20 protein-coding genes are annotated in these 20,410 nt (G+C 43.7%); 2 read left to right on the top strand and 18 right to left on the bottom strand.

From position 1 onward, the window contains the following. Positions 1-232: 232 nt before the first annotated feature. From D5281_RS10245 to D5281_RS10285, 9 genes are all read right to left on the bottom strand, one after another. Positions 233-1,276, bottom strand: a complete 1,044-nt coding sequence (locus tag D5281_RS10245; RefSeq protein WP_160560061.1) for an electron transfer flavoprotein subunit alpha/FixB family protein — start codon at positions 1,274-1,276, stop codon at positions 233-235. Positions 1,277-1,420: 144 nt separating this feature from the next. After that, complete coding sequence (locus D5281_RS10250) at positions 1,421-2,203, bottom strand: electron transfer flavoprotein subunit beta/FixA family protein (protein WP_160560062.1); 783 nt, start codon at positions 2,201-2,203, stop codon at positions 1,421-1,423. A 110-nt stretch (positions 2,204-2,313) separates the two neighbouring features. Further along, positions 2,314-3,468, bottom strand: coding sequence for an acyl-CoA dehydrogenase (locus D5281_RS10255; RefSeq protein WP_160560105.1), 1,155 nt, complete (start codon positions 3,466-3,468; stop codon positions 2,314-2,316). Positions 3,469-3,703: 235 nt separating this feature from the next. Next, positions 3,704-4,543 carry a 3-hydroxyacyl-CoA dehydrogenase family protein gene (locus tag D5281_RS10260; protein WP_160560063.1) on the bottom strand — a complete coding sequence of 280 codons (840 nt, stop codon included), beginning with the start codon at positions 4,541-4,543 and terminating at the stop codon, positions 3,704-3,706. A gap of 145 nt (positions 4,544-4,688) precedes the next feature. Continuing rightward, positions 4,689-5,474 carry an enoyl-CoA hydratase-related protein gene (locus tag D5281_RS10265; RefSeq protein WP_160560064.1) on the bottom strand — a complete coding sequence of 262 codons (786 nt, stop codon included), beginning with the start codon at positions 5,472-5,474 and terminating at the stop codon, positions 4,689-4,691. A 150-nt stretch (positions 5,475-5,624) separates the two neighbouring features. Continuing rightward, positions 5,625-6,809: an acetyl-CoA C-acetyltransferase gene (locus D5281_RS10270; protein ID WP_160560065.1), complete on the bottom strand. Its 1,185-nt coding sequence runs from the start codon at positions 6,807-6,809 to the stop codon at positions 5,625-5,627. A gap of 195 nt (positions 6,810-7,004) precedes the next feature. Next, entirely contained in the window at positions 7,005-8,099 is a 1,095-nt protein-coding gene (locus D5281_RS10275; protein ID WP_277935285.1) for a hypothetical protein, read from the bottom strand. A 626-nt stretch (positions 8,100-8,725) separates the two neighbouring features. Further along, positions 8,726-9,112 carry a hypothetical protein gene (locus D5281_RS10280; protein WP_160560066.1) on the bottom strand — a complete coding sequence of 129 codons (387 nt, stop codon included), beginning with the start codon at positions 9,110-9,112 and terminating at the stop codon, positions 8,726-8,728. Between the two features lie 38 nt (positions 9,113-9,150). Beyond that, complete coding sequence (locus tag D5281_RS10285; protein ID WP_160560067.1) at positions 9,151-9,483, bottom strand: hypothetical protein; 333 nt, start codon at positions 9,481-9,483, stop codon at positions 9,151-9,153. 461 nt (positions 9,484-9,944) lie between these two features. Here D5281_RS10285 and D5281_RS10295 point away from each other — a divergent pair, with 461 nt between their 5' ends. Together D5281_RS10295 and D5281_RS10300 are read left to right on the top strand one after the other, a co-directional pair. Next, on the top strand, positions 9,945-10,259 hold the full coding sequence (locus D5281_RS10295; RefSeq protein WP_160560068.1) for a hypothetical protein: 315 nt from the start codon (positions 9,945-9,947) through the stop codon (positions 10,257-10,259). 130 nt (positions 10,260-10,389) lie between these two features. Next, positions 10,390-10,734 (top strand): hypothetical protein, encoded by a 345-nt coding sequence (locus tag D5281_RS10300; RefSeq protein ID WP_160560069.1) that lies wholly within the window; start codon positions 10,390-10,392, stop codon positions 10,732-10,734. Positions 10,735-10,834: 100 nt separating this feature from the next. On the opposite strand, the gene hflC is transcribed toward D5281_RS10300, so the two are convergent. From hflC to D5281_RS10350, 9 genes are all read right to left on the bottom strand, one after another. Beyond that, a complete protein-coding gene (gene hflC, locus D5281_RS10305; protein WP_160560070.1) occupies positions 10,835-11,713 on the bottom strand; it encodes a protease modulator HflC in 879 nt (292 codons plus the stop codon). A 131-nt stretch (positions 11,714-11,844) separates the two neighbouring features. After that, positions 11,845-12,963, bottom strand: a complete 1,119-nt coding sequence (hflK, locus tag D5281_RS10310) for an FtsH protease activity modulator HflK (RefSeq protein WP_160560071.1) — start codon at positions 12,961-12,963, stop codon at positions 11,845-11,847. A gap of 787 nt (positions 12,964-13,750) precedes the next feature. Beyond that, positions 13,751-14,821 (bottom strand): M23 family metallopeptidase, encoded by a 1,071-nt coding sequence (locus D5281_RS10315; protein ID WP_160560072.1) that lies wholly within the window; start codon positions 14,819-14,821, stop codon positions 13,751-13,753. Positions 14,822-15,072: 251 nt separating this feature from the next. Further along, a complete protein-coding gene (locus D5281_RS10320; protein WP_160560073.1) occupies positions 15,073-15,840 on the bottom strand; it encodes a histidinol-phosphatase in 768 nt (255 codons plus the stop codon). 51 nt (positions 15,841-15,891) lie between these two features. After that, the gene (locus tag D5281_RS10325) at positions 15,892-16,695 is read right to left on the bottom strand and encodes an ABC transporter permease (protein ID WP_277935286.1); all 804 of its coding nucleotides are present in this window, start codon (positions 16,693-16,695) and stop codon (positions 15,892-15,894) included. 182 nt (positions 16,696-16,877) lie between these two features. Further along, complete coding sequence (locus D5281_RS10335; protein WP_160560076.1) at positions 16,878-17,684, bottom strand: ABC transporter permease; 807 nt, start codon at positions 17,682-17,684, stop codon at positions 16,878-16,880. Further along, positions 17,681-18,667, bottom strand: a complete 987-nt coding sequence (locus D5281_RS10340; protein ID WP_277935287.1) for an ABC transporter ATP-binding protein — start codon at positions 18,665-18,667, stop codon at positions 17,681-17,683. Before D5281_RS10340 ends, D5281_RS10335 begins: the two co-directional genes overlap by 4 nt. Positions 18,668-18,986: 319 nt before the next feature. Next, positions 18,987-19,631, bottom strand: a complete 645-nt coding sequence (locus tag D5281_RS10345; protein WP_160560078.1) for an ABC transporter ATP-binding protein — start codon at positions 19,629-19,631, stop codon at positions 18,987-18,989. A 98-nt stretch (positions 19,632-19,729) separates the two neighbouring features. Continuing rightward, positions 19,730-20,368 carry a hypothetical protein gene (locus D5281_RS10350; RefSeq protein WP_160560079.1) on the bottom strand — a complete coding sequence of 213 codons (639 nt, stop codon included), beginning with the start codon at positions 20,366-20,368 and terminating at the stop codon, positions 19,730-19,732. Positions 20,369-20,410: the final 42 nt, after the last annotated feature.

The raw sequence follows: 20,410 nt of genomic DNA on the forward strand, positions 1-20,410 counted from the left end.
ATTTTGCACATAACCAGTCCGGCCGTAACCGGTTACGTTTTAGAAGTTAACTTCATTGGTATCAGTTTATAATCATATTGCACAAATATAAAGAATCAAAAACAGTCTTTTAGTACATAACACACAAATATATTGGATTTTGTTTGAAATAATAGAATTTGTTTGAATTGAAAAAAGAAAAAAAGCTGGCAGACCCTGAAGGTTCTGCCAGCCGTTATTTGATACAAACCGTTTATTTTGCAGCAAGCTCTACTTTCAATCTTTCGGTAAGTGCGGGAACGATCTTATTTAAGTCTCCTACAATACCGTAATCAGCCACATCAAAGATAGGCGCTGTCTCATCCTTATTAATAGCAATGATAATATCAGCTTCTTCCATACCGGCCACATGCTGAATCGCTCCTGAGATACCGATTGCAAAATATACGTTAGGACGAACTGTCTTACCGGTCTGTCCAACCTGCAAATCTTTCGGTTTCCAGCCTGCATCCACTACTGCACGGGAGCAGCTCACCGTACCGCCGATTACCTCTGCAAGGTCCTCAAGAATCTTAAAGTTCTCAGGGCTGCCTACGCCACGTCCGCCGGATACCAGGATTTTTGCATCCATAATATCTGCTACATCTGAAACAGCCTTCACTACTTTTAAGATTTCGACATACTTATCGTTTGGAGTAAATCCGGGATTAAACTCTACAATATTTGCTTTCTTTCCTGCTTCTCTGGGCGCCTTCTGCATAACACCAGGACGAACCGTTGCCATCTGAGGACGGAAATCCGGGCAAGCGATGGTAGCAATCGTGTTGCCGCCAAATGCAGGACGTGTCATAAGAAGCTGGTTGTGCAGCTGTTCCTTGCCGGGAATCGGATTGATTGGGAAATCACCGATGTCAAGCTGTGTACAGTCTGCCGTCAAACCTGTATGTATTCTGGCTGATACCCTAGGGCCAAGGTCACGGCCGATTGCGGTTGCGCCAACTAAGAAAATTTCAGGCTTAAATTCATTGATAACAGATGCCAGGGCATGCGCATAAGGCTCAGTCCTGTATTCTTTCAGTTCAGGGTCATCTACAACGATAACCTTGTCAGCTCCGTACTCAGCAAGCTCATCAGCAAGCCCTTTAACATCGCTGCCTACCAAAACTGCTGTCACTTCCGTATTTAAATCTTTGGCAAGGTCTTTTCCTTTGCCAACCAATTCTAAAGCGATTCCGCTGAGTACATTGTCTACCTGCTGCGCAAAGACAAATACTCCCTTATAGTCTTGAATATTCATTTCGAACCTCCATTAATATATTTAATCCATTATGTAAAACCTTAATCTAATCCATATGCTGTCAATGTGCCGCCAACATCCTGTCCTTTCCATATTTGTACAAGTCTGTTTACTCCCATTAACAGCAATCTAAGAAAGTACCAATTAGATTACATGTTTTACTTTCAATTTGTCAACGATATAATCTACGGATGCTGCCGGGTCAAGGTTAACCTTCTCACCAGCTCCCTTTCTTACCTTATCGGAAGCCTTAGCAATCTGGGTAGGTGAACCCTTAAGTCCTAAGTTGGAATCATCAACGTCAACCAGATTTGCTCTACCCCAAACAGTGATCTCTGCATTGTAAGCATCGAAAATTCCGCCGGGAGTCATATAACGGGGCTCATTTAATTCAGCAAGCGCTGTGATAAGACAAGGCATTTTAGCCTTTAACACATGATATCTGTCGTCATACTGACGCTCAACGATTACATGGCCGTCTTCAATTTCAATCTTCTGTGCATAAGAAATAACAGGGATTCCAAGATGCTCAGAAATCTGAGGACCAACCTGTGCCGTATCGCCATCAATAGCCTGACGTCCTGTGATGATCAGATCATATTCCAGATTACGGATTGCACCGGCAATTGTCTGGGAGGTTGCCCATGTATCTGCGCCGCCCAATACTCTGTCTGTTACCAGAATGCCTTTATCTGCGCCCATTGCCATTGCTTCGCGGAGAACTTCTTCCGCTTTGGGAAGTCCCATAGTAACTACAGTTACTTCTGCGCCATACTGATCTTTTAATCTGAGTGCTGCCTCCAAACCTGCCTTGTCATCAGGATTCATGATTGTGAGCATTGCACCTCTGTCAAGTGTACCATCGGGATTAAACTTAACGCCACCCTTGGTATCCGGTACCTGTTTAACACAAACAACAATTTTCATTGTATTATCTCTCCTTATAAATTAATCTATTTGTCCTTGTGATATAACGCCGATTTTTGCTGCCTGTAAACGCAGATTCTACCTTGCAAAAATCGTGCGCAGTAAAATATTTACTTAAGCAGAGCGCTTGAGATAACCATTCTCTGTACTTCACTTGTACCTTCGTAAATCTCAGTGATCTTAGCATCACGCATCATACGCTCAACGTCATATTCTCTGATATAACCATATCCGCCATGAAGCTGAACAGCCTTGGTCGTCACTTCCATAGCAACCTCTGCCGCATACAATTTAGCCTGCGCTGCCTCGATAGAATAAACCTTCTGGGTTGCCTTAGCCATTGCTGCCTTGTAAACAAGAAGCTGCGCTGCCTGTACCTTGGTAGCCATGTCGGCAAGCTGGAACTGTGTATTCTGGAATGCGCCGATAGCCCTTCCAAACTGCTTTCTTTCTTTTACATATTCAATGGTTCTATCAAGGGCGCCCCCTGCAAGACCAAGAGCCTGTGCGGCGATACCGATACGTCCGCCGTCCAATGTATGCATAGCGATACCAAAGCCCTTGCCTTCCTGTCCCAAAAGGTTTGCCTTCGGGATACGGCAGTCTGTGAAAATCAATTCATAAGTGGATGAACCGCGGATACCCATCTTCTTTTCCTTTGTACCAAAGGTAAAGCCGGGTGTTCCTTTTTCTACGATAAATGCGGAAATCATTTTTTTGCTTCTGCCCTTTGCGTCCGTAACAACGTTTGTCACTGCAAAGATAACATAAACGTCCGCTTCTTTACCGTTTGTGATGAAGATTTTAGAACCGTTAAGTACCCACTCATCTCCATCCAAAACAGCCTTTGTCTGCTGTCCCTGGGCATCCGTACCAGCGCCGGGCTCAGTAAGACCGAAAGCGCCTAATTTCTCACCTTTTGCAAGGGGAACTAAGTATTTCTGCTTCTGCTCCTCGGTACCATATGTCATAATCGGGTCGCAACAAAGGGAAGTATGTGCTGAAACAATAACGCCTGTTGTGCCGCAAACTTTAGAAAGTTCTTCCACACACATAGCATATGTAAGAGGATCGCAGCCCTGTCCGCCGTACTCCTTGGGTACAGGGATTCCAAGAAATCCTGCTTTAGCCATTTTCTCAACTGTTCCTCTGGGGAAAACTTCTGTTTCATCCACTTCCTGTGCCAGAGGCTTTACTTCTTTTTCTGCAAACTCTTTGAAAAGAGTTCTTGCCATTTCATGTTGTTTGGTTAACATAAAATCCATGATTTTAATTCCTCCATAAAAATATGTTTTCTTATCTAAATTTTTCAAAGAACCGCCATAAGCCAAGGTATGGAAAATTCGCACTGCCTCCATGCCGCCTCTCTGCTTATGGCAATTCCTGTTTTTCTACTGTCAGAAATTTGTTCCCTAAAAAACTTACTTCTCAAAACTTATATCTCAAAAACTTTACTTCTTAAGGAAAACTCGTTCTAAAGAAATTTATTTCTAAAGAAATTTATTTCTTATAGTCGTAGAAACCAACGCCTGTCTTCTTGCCAAGCTTTCCTGCGCGTACCATCTTCCTAAGAAGCGGATGAGGACGATACTTAGGATCGCCAGTCTCATTTAACAATACTTCCATAATAGCAAGTACGATATCAAGACCAACCAAATCGCCTAAAGCAAGAGGTCCCATAGGATGGTTGGCGCCTAACTTCATAGCTTCGTCAATATCAGCTACGCTTGCTGTGCCGTCTGCATAAATGCCGATAGCTTCGTTGATCATAGGAATCAGTATTCTATTCACAACAAATCCGGGCGCTTCTTTAACCTGAACAGGTGTCTTGCCGATTTCTACGGCAATTGCCTTAATCTTTTCAACCATCTCATCCGGTGTGTTCTCTCCTGCAATCACCTCAACTAACTTCATTCTGTCAGCAGGGTTGAAGAAATGCATACCGATCATAGGCCTGTCAAGTCCTGCACCAATCTCTGTAATAGATAAAGAGGAAGTGTTGGATGCAAACATGCAGTCAGGTTTTACGATACCCATTAATTCCTTGAAGGTATCTTTCTTAATCTTCATATTTTCAGGAGCAACCTCTACAATCAGGTCGCAGTCCGTGCAGATATCTTTTAAACCACAGGTAATCTTAGCCATAATTCCATCAGCCTTCTCCTGTGTGATTTTTTCCTTGCTTACGAGGAAGTTCATGTTTTTCTGGATTCTTGCCTTTCCGCCTTCGGCAAATTCCATCTTGATATCGCAAAGGCATACTTCATATCCATCTGTCATTGCAAATGCCTGTGCAATTCCGGCACCCATGGTACCTGCCCCGATAATACCTACTTTCATTTTCAAATCCTCCTAATTATTTATTGGTTTTGTATTTATCACCGCCACCTGGCAATTGTTCTTTGCAACCGCCTTTTAGCAGTGTTAAAATCTGATCCTGTAACGGCTAAAGCCTTGTCAAACCGCACCCATCCTTACAGATTCATTAACAGTTCTTGAAAGGCTCTTTCACCTTCTCTTTATTCTTGTCAAGGAAGAAAGCCATACCATACTTCTGATCCTCTGTCTCGAAGCAGTCTCCAAACAATTTTTCTTCAATTACAATTGCCTGGTCCATATCTACATCCAGACCATCGTTGATTGCCTTCTTGCAGTTGCGCACTGCAATTGGAGCATTCTTTGCAATACCTGCTGCCATCTTCTCCGCTGCAGGCATCAATTCTTCCTGGGTGTAAACAGCGTTTACCAGACCAATTCTAAGGGCCTCATCCGCTTTGATATTTCTTGCCGTATAAATCATCTGCTTTGCCATGCCTGCGCCAACCAAACGGGCAAGTCTCTGGGTACCGCCAAATCCGGGAGTAATTCCCAGTCCTACCTCAGGCTGTCCAAATACCGCATTGTCAGAACAGATCCTAATATCACAGCTCATGGAAATCTCACAGCCGCCACCAAGTGCGAAACCGTTAATTGCCGCAATGACAGGAATCGGGAACGTCTCTAATTTACGGAATACGTCATTTCCCTTCTTTCCAAAAGCTTCACCCTCTGCCTTGGTAAGCGTGCTCATCTCTCCAATGTCCGCGCCAGCTACAAAAGATTTCTGTCCTGCGCCTGTTAAAATCAAACATCTTACTTCATCCAGATTCACCGCATCCAAAGTCTGGTTCAGTTCGTCAAGTACAGTTGAGTTTAAAGCGTTCAGCGCCTTCTCGCGGCTGATAGTAATGATGCCATAAGCGCCTTTCTGCTCATACACAATAAATTCCATATCCACAGCTCCTTTTCAAATTAAATAGTATAAATCCAAACCCAAACCCATAAACCGCCTGTTCTTTTGCCGTTTAGGTTTTTAAACCACCCAAAAAATCATAAAACTTCTAAGGCGCTGCCATACACCGCCTTAGAAGCCTTTTTTTCATTAATCTTCAATTTTAACTATGGTAGCGCATCCCATACCGCCGCCGATACATAAAGTTGCAAGGCCTGTTTTCGCTCCCTTAGCCTGCATCTCATGAAGCAGTGTAACTAAAATACGGCAGCCTGAAGCTCCAACCGGATGACCAAGCGCAATAGCGCCGCCGTTCGGATTGAGCTGCTTGTCAACATCAATGCCAAGATCCTTGCCCACTGCTACAGACTGTGCTGCGAAAGCTTCGTTAGCCTCAATGATATCGAAGTCTTCAATCTTCATTCCGGTCTTAGCCATAACCTTCTTAGTAGCTGCCACAGGACCGATACCCATAACCTCAGGGCGAACGCCTGCAAGCGCTCCGGCCACGAAAGTAGCCATTGGTTTAACACCTAATTCTTTTGCTTTTTCTTCGCTCATAACAACGATAGCAGCAGCGCCGTCATTGATACCAGAAGCATTGCCAGCCGTAACGAATCCGCCCGGATTGATTGGACGAAGCTTTGCAAGGCCTTCAATTGTAGCGCCATGGCGAGGGCCTTCATCCACCTTAAACTCTACCATCTCTTTTTTCTTCTTCACCATAACAGGTACAATTTCAGCGTCAAAAGCGCCTGCATTCTGAGCTGCCTCTGTCTTCTGCTGGCTCTTTAATGCGAACTCATCAATTTCTTCTCTTGTAAGTCCCCATTCTTCACAGATATTATCTGCTGTCTTAATCATATGATAATCGTTGAATGCATCCCAAAGAGCATCCTTGATCATGGTATCAACCAATACACCATTGTTCATTCTATATCCGAAACGTGCCTGAGGAACCGCATAAGGAGCCATGGACATATTTTCCATACCGCCTGCAACAACTATATCAGCATCCCCTGCCATAATCATCTGTGCTGCCTGATTTACACAGTTAAGACCTGAACCACATACAACGTTCATGGTAACCGCCGGTACCTCGATCGGCAAACCTGCCTTGATAGAAGCCTGACGGGCAACGTTCTGTCCCTGTCCTGCCTGAATAACACATCCCATATAAACCTGGTCTACAGCTTCAGGTGCAACACCTGCTCTGTTTAAAGCTTCCTTAATTACGATTGCCCCCAGCTCTGCAGCAGGCACTGTGCTCAAAGAGCCCCCCATCGTGCCAATAGCGGTACGACACGCGCCGGCTAATACTACTTTTTTTGCCATGTTCTCTCTCCTCCGTTTGATTAAAAGCTAAAATTACCTTAATTACATCGCCGCAATGATTGTTAATTTTTTATCATTACTAACGCACATATTATACCATAAAGCCTTTCCTTTTGCAATGATATTCTTCCCGCCTTCTCATGGTCCGTGGTCGTTTTGATTCCTTTTTACGAACCAGAAATGCGCGCGGGCTGTTTAACCTGTAATATCTACCGCATGCATATAAGCGTCCGAACCCCGGGCGCAGGTCACCGAAACCTTCCTGCCCTCTATCAGGACCTTTAATCCCACAACGCTCCTTACATTATCCAGCTTAAGCTCCATCTGCCCCTGCTGGGTATCCAAATATAATTTATTTTCGTTTGATTTACTCCCCACAGTCCCCTTGACCGTAGTTAAGGATGTGGTGTCAACTCCCGCTGCCTGGACGCTTTCCTTACTTGCCACAATGGTTGCCGCATGCATGTAGGCGTCCGAACCATGGTAAACATAAACCGTCACGGTTCTGCCGGCGGTAAGAATCATGCCGCTTCTGGAATCTGTGTTCTCGTCAATTACAATCTCCATCTCTCCTTCCTTAGTGGAAAGATATAATAGACTTTCCTTTGTTTTATCCGATACGGTACCGGAAACCGCCGTTGTGGCTGTGGTGACAATAGACTTTGGCGCGGGCGTAAAAGAAGAAGAAGCGCTCCCGCCTCCGGATACGATTCCATCGTAAATAGAAACTGCGTGCATATAAGCGTCCGAACCCCGGGCACATGAAACAGTGTATTTATTTCCCACCACAAGCACAACACATCCGCTCATGTTTGTATTGGGATCAAGTTTGATCTGCATTTCTCCCTGGGCAGTATTTATGTAGAGAATATCTTCCTGGCTTTTATCGCTCAATGTCCCAGAGATAGTAGATGTTGAGGATGAATCAACGGACGCCGCAGTTTTCTGCACCCCGCTGGCAATTTTGACCGCATGGAGATATCCGTCCGAACCGTGGGATACCGTCACATTAACTTTCTTATCCGGGAGGAGCACTTTACAGCCACTTGTATCCGTTCCACTGTCTATCTTAATTTCCATTTTTCCTTCTTTGGTGGAAAGCAGCAGCAATTCGGAGGTTGTCCCCGACATAACCGTTCCCCCTACCGTCACTTCCTCCGCCTGCACCATAAGTCTGTTGCCTGGAATCATGACCAGTGCAAATATCAGGCAAAATGCAATACATAATTTTGCAGTTCCACGTGTCCTCATATCTATGCCTCCATCTTTTTCTATTTTTTCTTCTATCATTTTTATAACCATGCTCCTTTCTCAACGTGCGAATTTGTGTGTTCAAGTACAAATTTGCGGTTGAAAGAATGCAATTTGCCAAACCTTATTGCCTTAAAATTTATTAAGGCTCAAATAACGGATGCCGCAATTCAAAGGACAACTTTATATGAACAATAACAGCAAACGCTGTCACAATCCCAACATATACCCAGCCCTTATCAGACGCCCACATTATGCAAATTCATCATATAATAATCAGCATTTAATGACAATATACTTTAATAAAATTTTAATAAAAAAATATCTTTGCCGATGTAAAATTTATTTTCACTTCGGCAAAGATATATGTCAATCACCGTAGACCTTCTCCGCGCATTCCGAACATATCATACCATCCGGGCATTTCCCTTTCTACAAAGCAAACAGGTAAATCCACTGTTTTCTCCTTTTGTCAAAACCCGCACTCTGTTTTGAAATACTTCCCCTAATTTACTTTTAAAAGGTTTTTCCTTTTAAATATAAGCGTATATTTCCCTTGCGTCTTCCGCATTCCTTAAGTTATATGCTTGATTGATTTTCAGCATTAATATAATGTCTCTTTTCTTATCTGCCTCCATATACTTTCCCCTGCCATATCGTGATTACTAAAGAACTCTCTCATTCAAATCATATAAAATCTCATTTACCTCCATTACGGTAAGATGATGTAAAAATCCATAGATCAGAACCGCATCTCTCTGGCTTCTCGGGTCCAGCCAGGCCACCGATGCAATGCGTAGCAGCTTCTGTGCCTCGTCCAGGCTGCACTTCATTCCAAGGGCAAGCGCTATCAGGATATCCTTGCTTGCCTTTCTCTGGTTTTTAAATACTTTATATATGTAATCTCCCTGCTGGGATTCTTTCATCACATCCACAATCTTCATCTGCTTTTCTTCCATCAGCTGATGCAAATATTCCTCTGGTGTCAGGGATTGCAGTTCCTTTTCATTTTCTGTTAAATAAACCTCAATACGCTTCGTGTTTTGTATCAATGACAGTAATTCTTCCGTACTTTTTTACATTATTCCTTTTATCTTTTAAATCCATGTACTTTTCCTCCGTAACCTATTTTCTTTCGGAAACAAACGCACCTTTGAAAGCCATTATACCTTAAAAGCACATATTTTGTATTGGACTGGTAGTCCAAAATCATAGATTTTATCACCGACCATCTGTCAGAATCCTTTTGTAAAGGTTCTGTCTGCTCCATATCGGGCTTGTATTGCCTTCCCTGATAAGAAAGAAAACTGTCTATATCCTTACAACACAAAATAAGGGCTTGGGGCGTGTCGCTGTGGGTATTCTGAAAAGCAGAAAAGCCGCCCTTGCAAGGTTTACCGATTTCAAATCGGGCAATTACCACCGGGACTACCCCATAATTTCAGGATGGACGAATATTAGCGGCGCATCCTGCTGCCATCCTGAAAGATTTTGAAATGGAATCTGCTGCGGAAAACGCTTTTGTCAATATGGTACTGGTGGACATGACCGAATACGCAAGGCAGCACAGTGACAAGGCAGTAAAAAAGACTTTAAGCATCCCCATGTGGCTGAATACTCTTTGTGACTGTATGTTAAAAGGTTATGGGTCAGTGGCCGCTTGGCTCATTGCTTGCGGAAATAAATTTGCGCTTACGATATGTACTTCGTGCCTATTCAATTGGTGTGCTATTTTGGAAACATGGAGGACGAGTGAAAGAATTTGACGAAACTTTCACAATTTGTTTGTGCCTTCGAAAGGAATGGTGAAAGGTTAAAAGAATTGTATTCTTTCAACCGCAAATTTGTGCTCGAGCGCACAAATTCACATGTTAAGAAAAGAGCATGGTTACAAAAATGCAAGTCGTTTCTCGAAAGGAACTGGAAAAAAATTACCGGATGGTTAAGCTGCTTCGGGACACTCCCGGATACAAAATCGAATTGGTTGAACGAATTAGTGATAAAACCAAATTAATAAAAAGAACCTATTTTGAGGATAAACGGGAGATTTTTTCCCTGCTTATGAAGGCGGACATTCCATATGTTATCCACTTAAAAGTAATGCTTTTTGACACGGACACCATCATACTGGAAGAATATATCGAAGGGCAGACTCAAAGATTTTCACCGGACAGGAAACCGCCCCCTTTTTGCTATTAAGCGAAGGCCAACAGATAACAGATTCCGCCCCCCCCTGAAAGGTCAGCCTGATTCTGTTCGGATACAGGCATCGCTTTCATCGGATGGACTTTCCCTGACAGATACTTTAAATAACAGCCTCGATTTTCTTTTGTCCAACCGTTATCCCGTAACAGAATCTTATCCTGAAACCTCCCTCTATGCCGAGCTTCTCTTATATGATATTGATTCCGATGGACAGGATGAAATCTGGATTGCCATAAACGACCGCTGTTATCTTACCCTGCGCAATCATTATGTGGTCTACAACCAGAATTATGTAGCCGACTGGTGTATTTATTGCGATGAAAGCGGAAACTTTCAGCTTGCTGAAGGCCAGCTTTTTACTGAGCTCGGAAATTTAGAGATTGACCAGGTTATTTCCGGAGGCATCTGGATTGAGCAAACGTTCGAAGCTTATCTCCTTAAAGATGGTGCCCTGACATACCTTCCCTAATAAGCTGCCACTGTTTTGGAATGGGTAATCCCCGGGCGTTCTATTTCTCGCATACCATTTTGAGTGTTATTTTATAATGTTCGTTTTGCAGCCGCTTAGCTCATTGCTCGCGAAAATAAAATATCTGTGCAATAGGCGATGTTTCGTCAATGATTAAGGTTTTATTATCCCCTGTCATGGTTGCCTTTGCAGCGTCAAGCGCACGTAAAAAGAGATAAAAGTCCGCTTTTTCAGGGTCGTTATAGGTCTCACTTAAAATACGCATGTATTCAGCCTCCCCTTTGGCTATGATCTCCTGGGCCTGGGCATCGGCCTGGGACTGCATGACGATAATCTCCGCCGTAGTGTTATTGGAAATCTCCTTGGCCTCCTCCTGTCCTTCCGCCTGGTAGGTGGCTGCTATATTATTTCTTTCGGAAATCATACGCTCATACACTGCGCTTTTATTTTCATCCGGAAGGTCTAAAGATTTTGTTTCCACTGCAAGCAGCCTGATACCGTATTGCTCTAATGTGTCCCCGATATTTTCCATAATTGCGCTTGTCAAAGCACCGTCACGTCCACTGATGACTTCCTCCTGGCTTAAGCTGCTGATTACATTTTTCAGGCTGTTGTATACAATTGTGTCAATCCTAAATTCCGCATTGCTTTTCTGGGCGCTCAGGGTCTGTGTGTATTTGTAAGGATCTTCTATCTCCCAGAGCACAAAGCAGTCCGCAATCATGGATTTTTTATCCTTTGTCATAACATCGCTGACCGCTAAGTCGTACAAAAGTACCTCATTTTGAATAGATTCAGCCGTCTGTATCAAGGGGATCTTCATGCTAAGTCCCGGCGTCTTTCGGATGCTTACAATTCTTCCAAACTGTTTCATAATTGTATATTCGTTAGGGTATGTCACTACAAGACAGCCCTGTATCAAAATGAGAGCCGCTAAAATAACCAAAACAGATATAACCACACTAAACTTTTTCTTCATAATTTTTATCCTTTCTGAAACAAACGATGCCACCTTTCGCAGGCCAGCTATGAGTTTCCCTTTTACATAATTTGCAAACAGAGTGAAATGCTCCCTCTGAGCTGTTATCAATTTTTTCAATAACACATGTTTTACTCTCTATCCATGTCACTATTGATATCATTCTTGTTCCTATCCGTGCTGTTTTTGCTGACATCATTCCCATCTGCGCTGCCAGCTGCAGCGTCAGTACGATTATTCTCTGTTCCCCCGTCAATCCCTTTTAACGCTCCGGAATCTATAAAGGATTCCAAAGGCAGCATGGTTTGGGTGGTGCCATTGCTCTTTTCAATGATGATTTTCATATCCGGCAAGATTTCCTCCATGGTTTCATAAAACATCCTCTGCTTGGTAATCAACGGATATTTTTGATATTCCGCATAAAGCTCGTTTAATCTGGCGGTCTGTCCCTTCGCCTCATTCACCCGCTCCTGTGCCTGAGCCTGGGCTGTTTTTATAGTCTCATCTGCCTGTGCCCTGGCCGCCGGAATGTCCTCATTCCGTTTCTGGTTTGCCTTATTAATGGAAGTTTCCTTTCCCTGTTTGGCATTTTCTACATTTTTAAAGGCATTTATCACTTCCTGGGTAGGCGGCTCTGCATCCTGTATGGTAATGTTTACAAGCTGAATGCCGATATCTTCCGCATCCAGACGGGTAATAATTTTATCCTTGATAGATGCCTGGATCTCATTTTTCCCGGTTGTAATAACACTGTCCACATCATATAAGCCAATGGTATCACGGATGTAGCTTTGGGTCAGATTCTTCAAAATTGCCACCGGATTCTCCGATGCAAAAAGGTACTTAACCGGCTCTGTCACTCTGTATTCCACATAAAAATCTACATTCACAAAGTTATAGTCCCTGGTAATCATGAAGGATTCCTTGTCAACGGACTCCCCTGACCCCGCATCATATCCGATAGAAAAACCATTGATCGTCTTTGGCACCTTAGAAAGGCGCTGGATATAGGGCAGTTTCATATGGATGCCTGATTCCTCCACAATTGCAGGCATACCGAAAGTAGTAATAACAGCATATTCGTTTTCCTTCAGGGAATAAATACTTCCTCCTAAAAGATACAAAAGTGCAAAGGTGCATACAATAACACAAGATATTATTTTCGCTGTTTTTCGGTTTTTTTCGCCTCTGTGTTTGCTTTCCTGGGTTGGCTGGTCATATACAGTTTCCTTTCTTCTTCCTTTAAACATACTTTTTCCTCCTTATTTAGCAGTTGTTTTCTCGTAACAGTTCTGTTTAACCAAACTGTTACATTTTTGTTGAAACAAGACGGCCGCCCTGTTTTGGTTATATTCATCCTGCATTGCACTTCACCTACAAGATACTCGAGATGATTGAACAGACACTGCCACCCTTTGCGAGCTAGCTTATCGTAACAAACGCTGTCATGCTTCGCGGGCTGGCTTATCGTAACAAACGCTGTCATGCTTCGCAAGTTAGATTCTTGTAACAAAAAAGACTTTTATCACAGTTTTAGCCTGCGATAAAAGTCTTGCTACGGCTCAATTTCTTCCGAACTCGAATCGGATGTTTCCATCGTCCTGACGACTCGAATATACTTAAGTTTATACCTTAGGTATCAGCTACTCCCTTTCATCTCCTGAAATTATATTAGCATATTGTTAATTTTTTGTCAAGATATTCAGCCGGATTCTTGAAACAAACAGAATTATATCGGAAATCATAATTTTATGGCTATTCGCTTTATTTCATTTATTCCCGCCGCACAATTTTCTGTTTATTTATATTGTTTTACTTATTTTTCAGTTTTATTTTAAATTATTCTAAAATTACAAGCACTATTTATATCATTTCCAATTTTTTGAATTTCTTTGCAAGTTCTTTTTTATCTATAGAATGATTTCATTCATTTTTGTCCTATCTTTCAGCCTCTCTACCCTGTTGAATCCTGTGTAAAAAGGTTGTATATTCTACTATTTTGTACGTCCGTCTTCTCGCATCCCCGTCCAAACTGCCTTATGCTGGGGGTTCTGGGGACTTCTGCTCGTATGCGGTCACGGCCGGGTCTTTCATTTGGAAACAACGGAACCATTCTTTGGTCTCCTGATTTTTTTCGGTAAGGGATCTGTTTTTATAGAGGAAACGGGTCAAGGCATAGCAGTCTATCCAAATTTCATTACTGCCTTCTTTTTGGGATTCGTCAAAAATAAGCTGTAATCCCCAATGAAGATGTACCGTTTCAATATTATTCGTATTCTCCACCGTACTATAACCGGTGTGTCCCATGTAGCCAATTACATCCCCGGCCGTGACAACGCTTCCTTCCTTAAGATCCAAGGCATATGGAAAATTCTGACGCAGGTGTGCATAGTAATAATAGCGTTTTCCATCAAAGCTTCGAATGCCAATGCGCCAGCCGCCGTACTGATTCCAGCCAAGCGCTTCTACATAGCCGGATTCTATTGCAATAATCGGTGTGCCAATCTGTCCCATCATATCGTGGCCCAAATGCGGTCTTTTATATCCGTAGCTGCGGGAGGAACCGAAATCATCATAATCGCTGTACTCAAACCCCTTTGCAATGGGGGAAAATGCCTTCAGGCCATACACCTTCTTCCAGCTTTTTTCGCCCTGCTCGTTTTCCTGCTCGATTTCATATTCTCCCACCATGCCGCCGAGAACTGTCTCGTAGGCCTCGTAATAATAATCGTAATATTCCATATCCTTCGTCAGCTTCGCAATTGTAGTTTCGCCCGACGAAAGCTCCACCGCCAGCTTTTGAATCAAGGAAATGGTGCTCTTATCAAAGTTTCCTCCACTTTTAGCCCCGGCATATGCAAGTAGCTCAATCCAGTTCAGACGCACTGGCGCTTCATAGCTTTGTATATCTAAATCGTAGGCCGTGCACAAAGCCTCGTAAGTAACATTAAAATCTACCCATTTAATATAGTCTCCATTAGTACCGGCAGCCACCTCAACAGCGTTTGGCTCCTTTCTGCCGCTGCTTCGGTTTTCTATCATAAGACAAATTGCTGCAAGGAGAAAGCAGCATACCAGAATGGATATTTGATAACGTATGTATTTCATATTGTTCCCCTATTCCTGCCGGCAATCCACAAATTAAATACAGGCATTACTTTGTGTTCTGTGGCATCTTCGTAAAATCAGGTTACAAAAACATATGAAAAACCGCTGTAATATATTCATAGTATACCAGAGGGTATTATTTTATTCCTGCACTTGACATTCTCTTCTCCATCACGGAAATCAATTTTCATAGATGTTGTGTGCTGGCAAAGCAGCTTTGAAAATTGATTTCCATGCCTCTCCATTTTGGTTTAAGGCTTGCGAAATGTCACTGTGTCTATCAGATTAAGACCAAACTCATCTACCATTTTCTTAGCGGCGGAAAGAATTTCTGGGTCCCAAACCGTTTTCGGTTGATGTGCATCAGCTCCAAAAATCACCTTATTTCCCACATCACCAGCAATTTTCCAAAAATCCGGATTCGGGTAGTGACGCTTTCCCCTGATACCGAGAAAATTAATTTCTAATGGTATATCCAGTCTCTTTGCATGGCTGCATAATTGATGCATCCACTTATGATAAATTTCTGCGTTCCCTGAAAAATTCAGCAAATCAGGATGTGCAAAATATGTAAAAAGTCCTGTTTCCAAAGCTTCCTGTGATTGCATACAATATCTTTTCAGGTATTCTTCGCTGTCAGTTGGCGTACCGCTGTAAAAGTCATTGATCTCATTCCCAAGATAATGCTGTGCCAGCAAAAAGTATTCTATAGGATACTGATGTACTGCCTTGAGCAGTTCTTCTAAGTACCGGGGATAATATTCAACCTCCAAGCCAAGATGAATTTCCATATCTTTTCTATACTCAGCTTTCAGTTTCAGAATCGTATCCACGTAATCCTCCAGCTGATTCATGTCCATTTTTACATCACTGACATAGCCCTTTGGATATGGCATTGGCGTATGATCTGAAAATCCAAGTATTTTTAATCCGCCATCAATCGCCTTTTCAATATATTCTCTTTCTATTCCTTCTGCATGCTTGCAGCGCCATGTGTGCGTATGATAATTAGCAATCATATCCATCTCCATTCTTACGAATCATTGTTGAAAAATCTTTTGTTTTTCATCTCACCCTCCGCAGCTGTCATACCTGCGCATCCCCTGCCGCCATACCAGGGCGGATATCCCTGCCATGACAAACGCCACCACAGGGGAGAGCATACACAACCAGGGCGGAGCGTCCGGCTTGCCCATCAGATATGTTGCCGGATAAAAATTCAGGTAGGCCACCGGCACAATACCAGTTACCAGCACCCGGAAAACTTTTCCAAAAATTGTCACAGGATATTTCTGGGTCAGCAGGTAGAGCTGGGTAAACAGCGAGCTTAAAGCCTTCGCCTTTGTAATCCAAAATGCCAGACAGGAGATAAGGAAACGGATGCACACCACGATCACGCCTCCGGAAAGGATGAATACCACAAACCAGAGAATGTGCTCCATGTCCCAGCGCACACCGGTCTTAGCCAGTCCGGCAGCCACCAAAGCCAAACCCATAAAGGTATCGCACAGCCCTATGTGGTTGATATCGCCGCCCACCAGCTGCAAAAAGGGACTCACCGGCCGCAGCAAATATATATCAAAGACTCCGTTTACAATTTCCTCCTCTATCTTGGAGAGCTTTCGAAAAAAAATAGAAAAAATGCTCCACGCAACCATAAACATACCATAGAGCACCAATAATTCTCCCACACTCCATCCGCCAAGGCTATGAAAGCGCCAGGAGATCACCGACAGCTGAATGATGTTGGCGCCATTCAATAAAACCACGCTCACCAGACTCATCCAGAAGTCCGCCCGGTATTGCAGCATGCTCCGCATGGTCATTTTCAGCAGTGCTCCATACATTTTTATATGAAACCAAAATTCTTTCATCCCTATCCCTCCTGCATATCGCAGCTATGCTCGCGATACTGCTATTCGTCAAAACCCCGGCGGCGGCTTACATATAGACGGAGAATACTCACATTTTGGCATTCTCTGAAGCATTTAGAAACTCTTAGGCGGCTTTTTTGACATTTTAGAGTTTCTTTCATATTTTCTTCCACTTCTCCACTCTAGCCCCCTTGCACCGTAAGGCGCCTATGCATCCCTTTCCACAGCAGATGCCCCATCCCAAACAGCACCGCTGCCCATATGGTCTGCAAAAGCAATCCTTTCGGAATCTGCCTGCCCGTCACTGCAGCCGTATAGATATTCAGAGGTGTCTCAAAAATACACCGAAAGGGCAGGAACCTAATCAAAGTCTGCATCCACTCCGGATAAAGCCAGTTAGGGATGAGTTTCCCCGACAATATCGTGATCATACCGCTGTAGGCCATGGTAATCTGCCCGATATTCACTGTGGCGAAGCACACCATGCCCAGCAGGAAATTCAATGAAAACAAAATAAGGAAACTAAGCATGGCGCTGACCAGAAAACCAACCCCATAATAGATATCCGGCGGCAGCTCCATCCCCAAAAGCAGTACTCCCAAAAGCCATGCAGGCAGCACCAGCCACAAAGCGCTGAAAATAGCAGCGCCCACATTGCGTGAAAGAAGCTGGATTTGCAGATCCATAGGACGCAGCAGATCCGTATCAATCCGCCCTGTGCGCACCTGCTCTGATATGTAATTTTGAGGCGCGGCATCCAAAGCAGACGGATAGAAAATAATATCCAATGCCACTGCCAGCATGGCATAAGTAATCATAGATGGTAAGGATCTGCCCACTATAGCCGGGTCCTGGGCATACAGCACCACCCACAGGCTGCGCACGCCATACATGGCCAGCATCCCATACAATAGCTTGAGCAAAAAGTCCATCCTATATAGCCCGGCGAAACGCTGTTGTGCTTTCAAAAAGGCTGGAAAAGTCCTCATACATCACGCCCGCCTTCCTGATAAATATCCCGTACAATCTGCTCAATATCCGCCTTCTGAATAATGATATCCCGTATCGTAGAGCCTGTCTTTCTGATATGGGAGAGCATCTCATCCACCGTATAAGCATTCTGGTCAAACATCACCGCCAGCCCCCCGTCTTCCATTCTCTCTGTGTCCACGCCAGGCAAGGTAAGATCTGGCGGCTCATTTTCAAACTGCAGCTCCATCCTGCGCTGTCTGCCGTAACGCTCCCTCAGTCCATGGATGGCCCCATCATAGATAAGCCTTCCACCATGGATGACAATCACCCGGTTCACCAGCTTTTCCATATCCACTACATCATGGGTGGTGAGCAGCACACTCACGCCTCTTTCCCGGTTGATTTCAAGGATAAACTTGCGCAGACGCTCCTTGGCCACCACATCCACACCGATGGTGGGCTCGTCCAGGAAAAGAATCTTGGGGTCATGCATCAGGGCCGCCGCCAAATCCGCCCGCACCCTCTGGCCCAGGCTTAACTGCCGCACCGGCTGGTTAAGGAAATTCCCCAAGTCCAGCAGCTCCGTAAAAAGCGCCAGGTTCTTTTGAAACCGTTCATCTTCCACCCTGTACATCTTCTTTAAGATGTGCAGGCTGTCAATTACAGGCACATCCCACCACAGAGAGGTCTTCTGTCCAAATACCACGCCAATATTGTGAAGATGCTCCTTTCTGTCCCTGTGGGGGATAAGGCCGTCCACATACACCTCGCCGCTGGTGGGCACTAAGATTCCGGAGAGCATCTTGATCGTAGTGCTCTTACCCGCACCGTTTTGCCCGATATACCCTACAATTTCTCCATCCTTTATAGAAAAGTGAATGCCGTCCACCGCCCTGCGCTCTATGTATTCAGGATGCACAAGAGATTTGAGCGCAGAGAACCGCCCCTCTCTGGGCCGGACAATGCGATAGGTTTTTGATAGATTGTTTACGGTTATCAACGCAGACTGCCTCCTTTTTCTTTCCTTCGCAAATAACATTTGTACTCTTTATCACACCAAAGTTTTTTAACAAAGAGTCACACATGCTAATACTTTATTTCAATTTCAATATTTAGAATTTTTCCCGCCTATATTATAGGCGATGTCATCTGTGGATTCAATCATTTTATATTAATATTTTCTTATATCTCCTTTTCAATACAGGAAACAAAAAGGACTAAACCGACTGACAAATCAGTAAACTTAGTCCTTACTGTGTAGACATAGGCAAATGCTACTGTGGTTCTTCTCCTGTTTGAACCTCTTTATCTCTTGCGCATTATAAATGATACAATTCCAATCTCCCCCGATTGATTTCGTACACTTTATCACACAAAATCTCTATATCCTCTTTATTGTGGCTTGCCAGTATAATTGTTTTTCCTTCGTCCCGCAGCCCCATCAAAATCCCTCTGACCTCCTCTACGCCCTGATTATCCAGACTGTTCATCGGCTCGTCCAGAATCAGTATCTCAGGATTTTCCATAATAGCCTGTGCTATGCCCAAACGCTGTTTCATTCCCAGAGAATATTTCCCAACCTTTTTACGACTGTCCGGGTCAAGTCCTACTTTTTCCATACTCTCCCTGATTTCCTTTTTACCGATTATATTACGTATGCCCGCCAGATATGCAAGGTTCTTAAACCCTGTATACCCCTTCAAAAATCCGGGATTTTCAATGATAATCCCTATGTTGCCCGCGAAATCCGTATCCTTTCCAATCTCTTTTCCACTTACAACAACCCGCCCTGCAGTGGGTTTTAAATAGCCTGTTATAAGCTTAAACAGAACGGTCTTTCCTGAACCGTTTCTTCCGACAATTCCATAGATTTTTCCTTTTTCCATATTTAAATTAACATTTTCAAGAGCGGTAACATCACCAAATCTTTTGGTTAAATTCTCAATGCTGATAATCTCTGTCATACGAAAAACCCTTTCCTTTCCTGACTAAAGCCCCGGAAGGCGGCTGCTACGCATCCGGCGCCGCTTTGCGGCTTATGATTCCCGCGATACCTTGATTTCTACCTGTTCCGCATTTTCCTCCCCAGCAAAATCCTTCCCGCCAGGTAGCCAATCGCAATCAACGTCATCTCGGTTAACAGGGAATACAGCACACAGACTCCCGTCTCCCCGAAATACCATTCACTCTGAAAATACATACCCCACATTCCGTACATAAATCGCGCTATCCTTATATTGAAAAAGCCCACGAGAAATGTAACTCCTTCCAGCAACAACAGGATTGCCGGTACAAGTTCCCTTGTCCTAATCATATCCAGCACAAGAAAGAAAGACAGTATCGTTATCATATGGGCAAACCATAAAGTAAACACTTTCCACACTTCGTCCGGAAAACCCCCGGCATTCACAATATCAGCCGCCATTGCTACAAGAAACAAAAGCATCGCCGCCAATATACCATTGAACAGACCTCTGAGAAATTTCCGCCTCCACCATATTTTAACCGTTGCATAACGGTAACACACAAACGGCTCTATTTTCCTCCACTTTTCAAGCCATACCCCTTCCGCCAGCAGACAAATGCCAATGGGCAAAAGCCATCTTGTCAGTTCATAGAGCACTTTATCAAAATCAACCATACAATCGAAACCGTCCTGTGAAACTCCGCCAAAAAATCTTAGAATCATGCTCTGCTCCATTATGCGCCTCCCTGTGTCCTTGTATTATCCCGCCTCGCTATT

It is taken from the genome of Parablautia muri, assembly GCF_009917485.1.
Lineage (GTDB): Bacteria > Bacillota > Clostridia > Lachnospirales > Lachnospiraceae > Suilimivivens > Suilimivivens muri.

Bases quoted from the DNA above. Each gene is read 5' to 3' on its own strand.
- D5281_RS10245 (WP_160560061.1), bottom strand. From the start codon at position 1,276: ATGAATATTCAAGACTATAAGGGAGTATTTGTCTTTGCGCAGCAGGTA.
- D5281_RS10250 (WP_160560062.1), bottom strand. From the start codon at position 2,203: ATGAAAATTGTTGTTTGTGTTAAACAGGTACCGGATACCAAGGGTGGC.
- D5281_RS10255 (WP_160560105.1), bottom strand. From the start codon at position 3,468: ATGGATTTTATGTTAACCAAACAACATGAAATGGCAAGAACTCTTTTC.
- D5281_RS10260 (WP_160560063.1), bottom strand. From the start codon at position 4,543: ATGAAAGTAGGTATTATCGGGGCAGGTACCATGGGTGCCGGAATTGCA.
- D5281_RS10265 (WP_160560064.1), bottom strand. From the start codon at position 5,474: ATGGAATTTATTGTGTATGAGCAGAAAGGCGCTTATGGCATCATTACT.
- D5281_RS10270 (WP_160560065.1), bottom strand. From the start codon at position 6,809: ATGGCAAAAAAAGTAGTATTAGCCGGCGCGTGTCGTACCGCTATTGGC.
- D5281_RS10275 (WP_277935285.1), bottom strand. From the start codon at position 8,099: ATGATAGAAGAAAAAATAGAAAAAGATGGAGGCATAGATATGAGGACA.
- D5281_RS10295 (WP_160560068.1), top strand. From the start codon at position 9,945: ATGGTTACAAAAATGCAAGTCGTTTCTCGAAAGGAACTGGAAAAAAAT.
- hflC (WP_160560070.1), bottom strand. From the start codon at position 11,713: ATGAAGAAAAAGTTTAGTGTGGTTATATCTGTTTTGGTTATTTTAGCG.
- hflK (WP_160560071.1), bottom strand. From the start codon at position 12,963: ATGTTTAAAGGAAGAAGAAAGGAAACTGTATATGACCAGCCAACCCAG.
- D5281_RS10315 (WP_160560072.1), bottom strand. From the start codon at position 14,821: ATGAAATACATACGTTATCAAATATCCATTCTGGTATGCTGCTTTCTC.
- D5281_RS10320 (WP_160560073.1), bottom strand. From the start codon at position 15,840: ATGATTGCTAATTATCATACGCACACATGGCGCTGCAAGCATGCAGAA.
- D5281_RS10325 (WP_277935286.1), bottom strand. From the start codon at position 16,695: ATGAAAGAATTTTGGTTTCATATAAAAATGTATGGAGCACTGCTGAAA.
- D5281_RS10335 (WP_160560076.1), bottom strand. From the start codon at position 17,684: ATGAGGACTTTTCCAGCCTTTTTGAAAGCACAACAGCGTTTCGCCGGG.
- D5281_RS10345 (WP_160560078.1), bottom strand. From the start codon at position 19,631: ATGACAGAGATTATCAGCATTGAGAATTTAACCAAAAGATTTGGTGAT.
- D5281_RS10350 (WP_160560079.1), bottom strand. From the start codon at position 20,368: ATGGAGCAGAGCATGATTCTAAGATTTTTTGGCGGAGTTTCACAGGAC.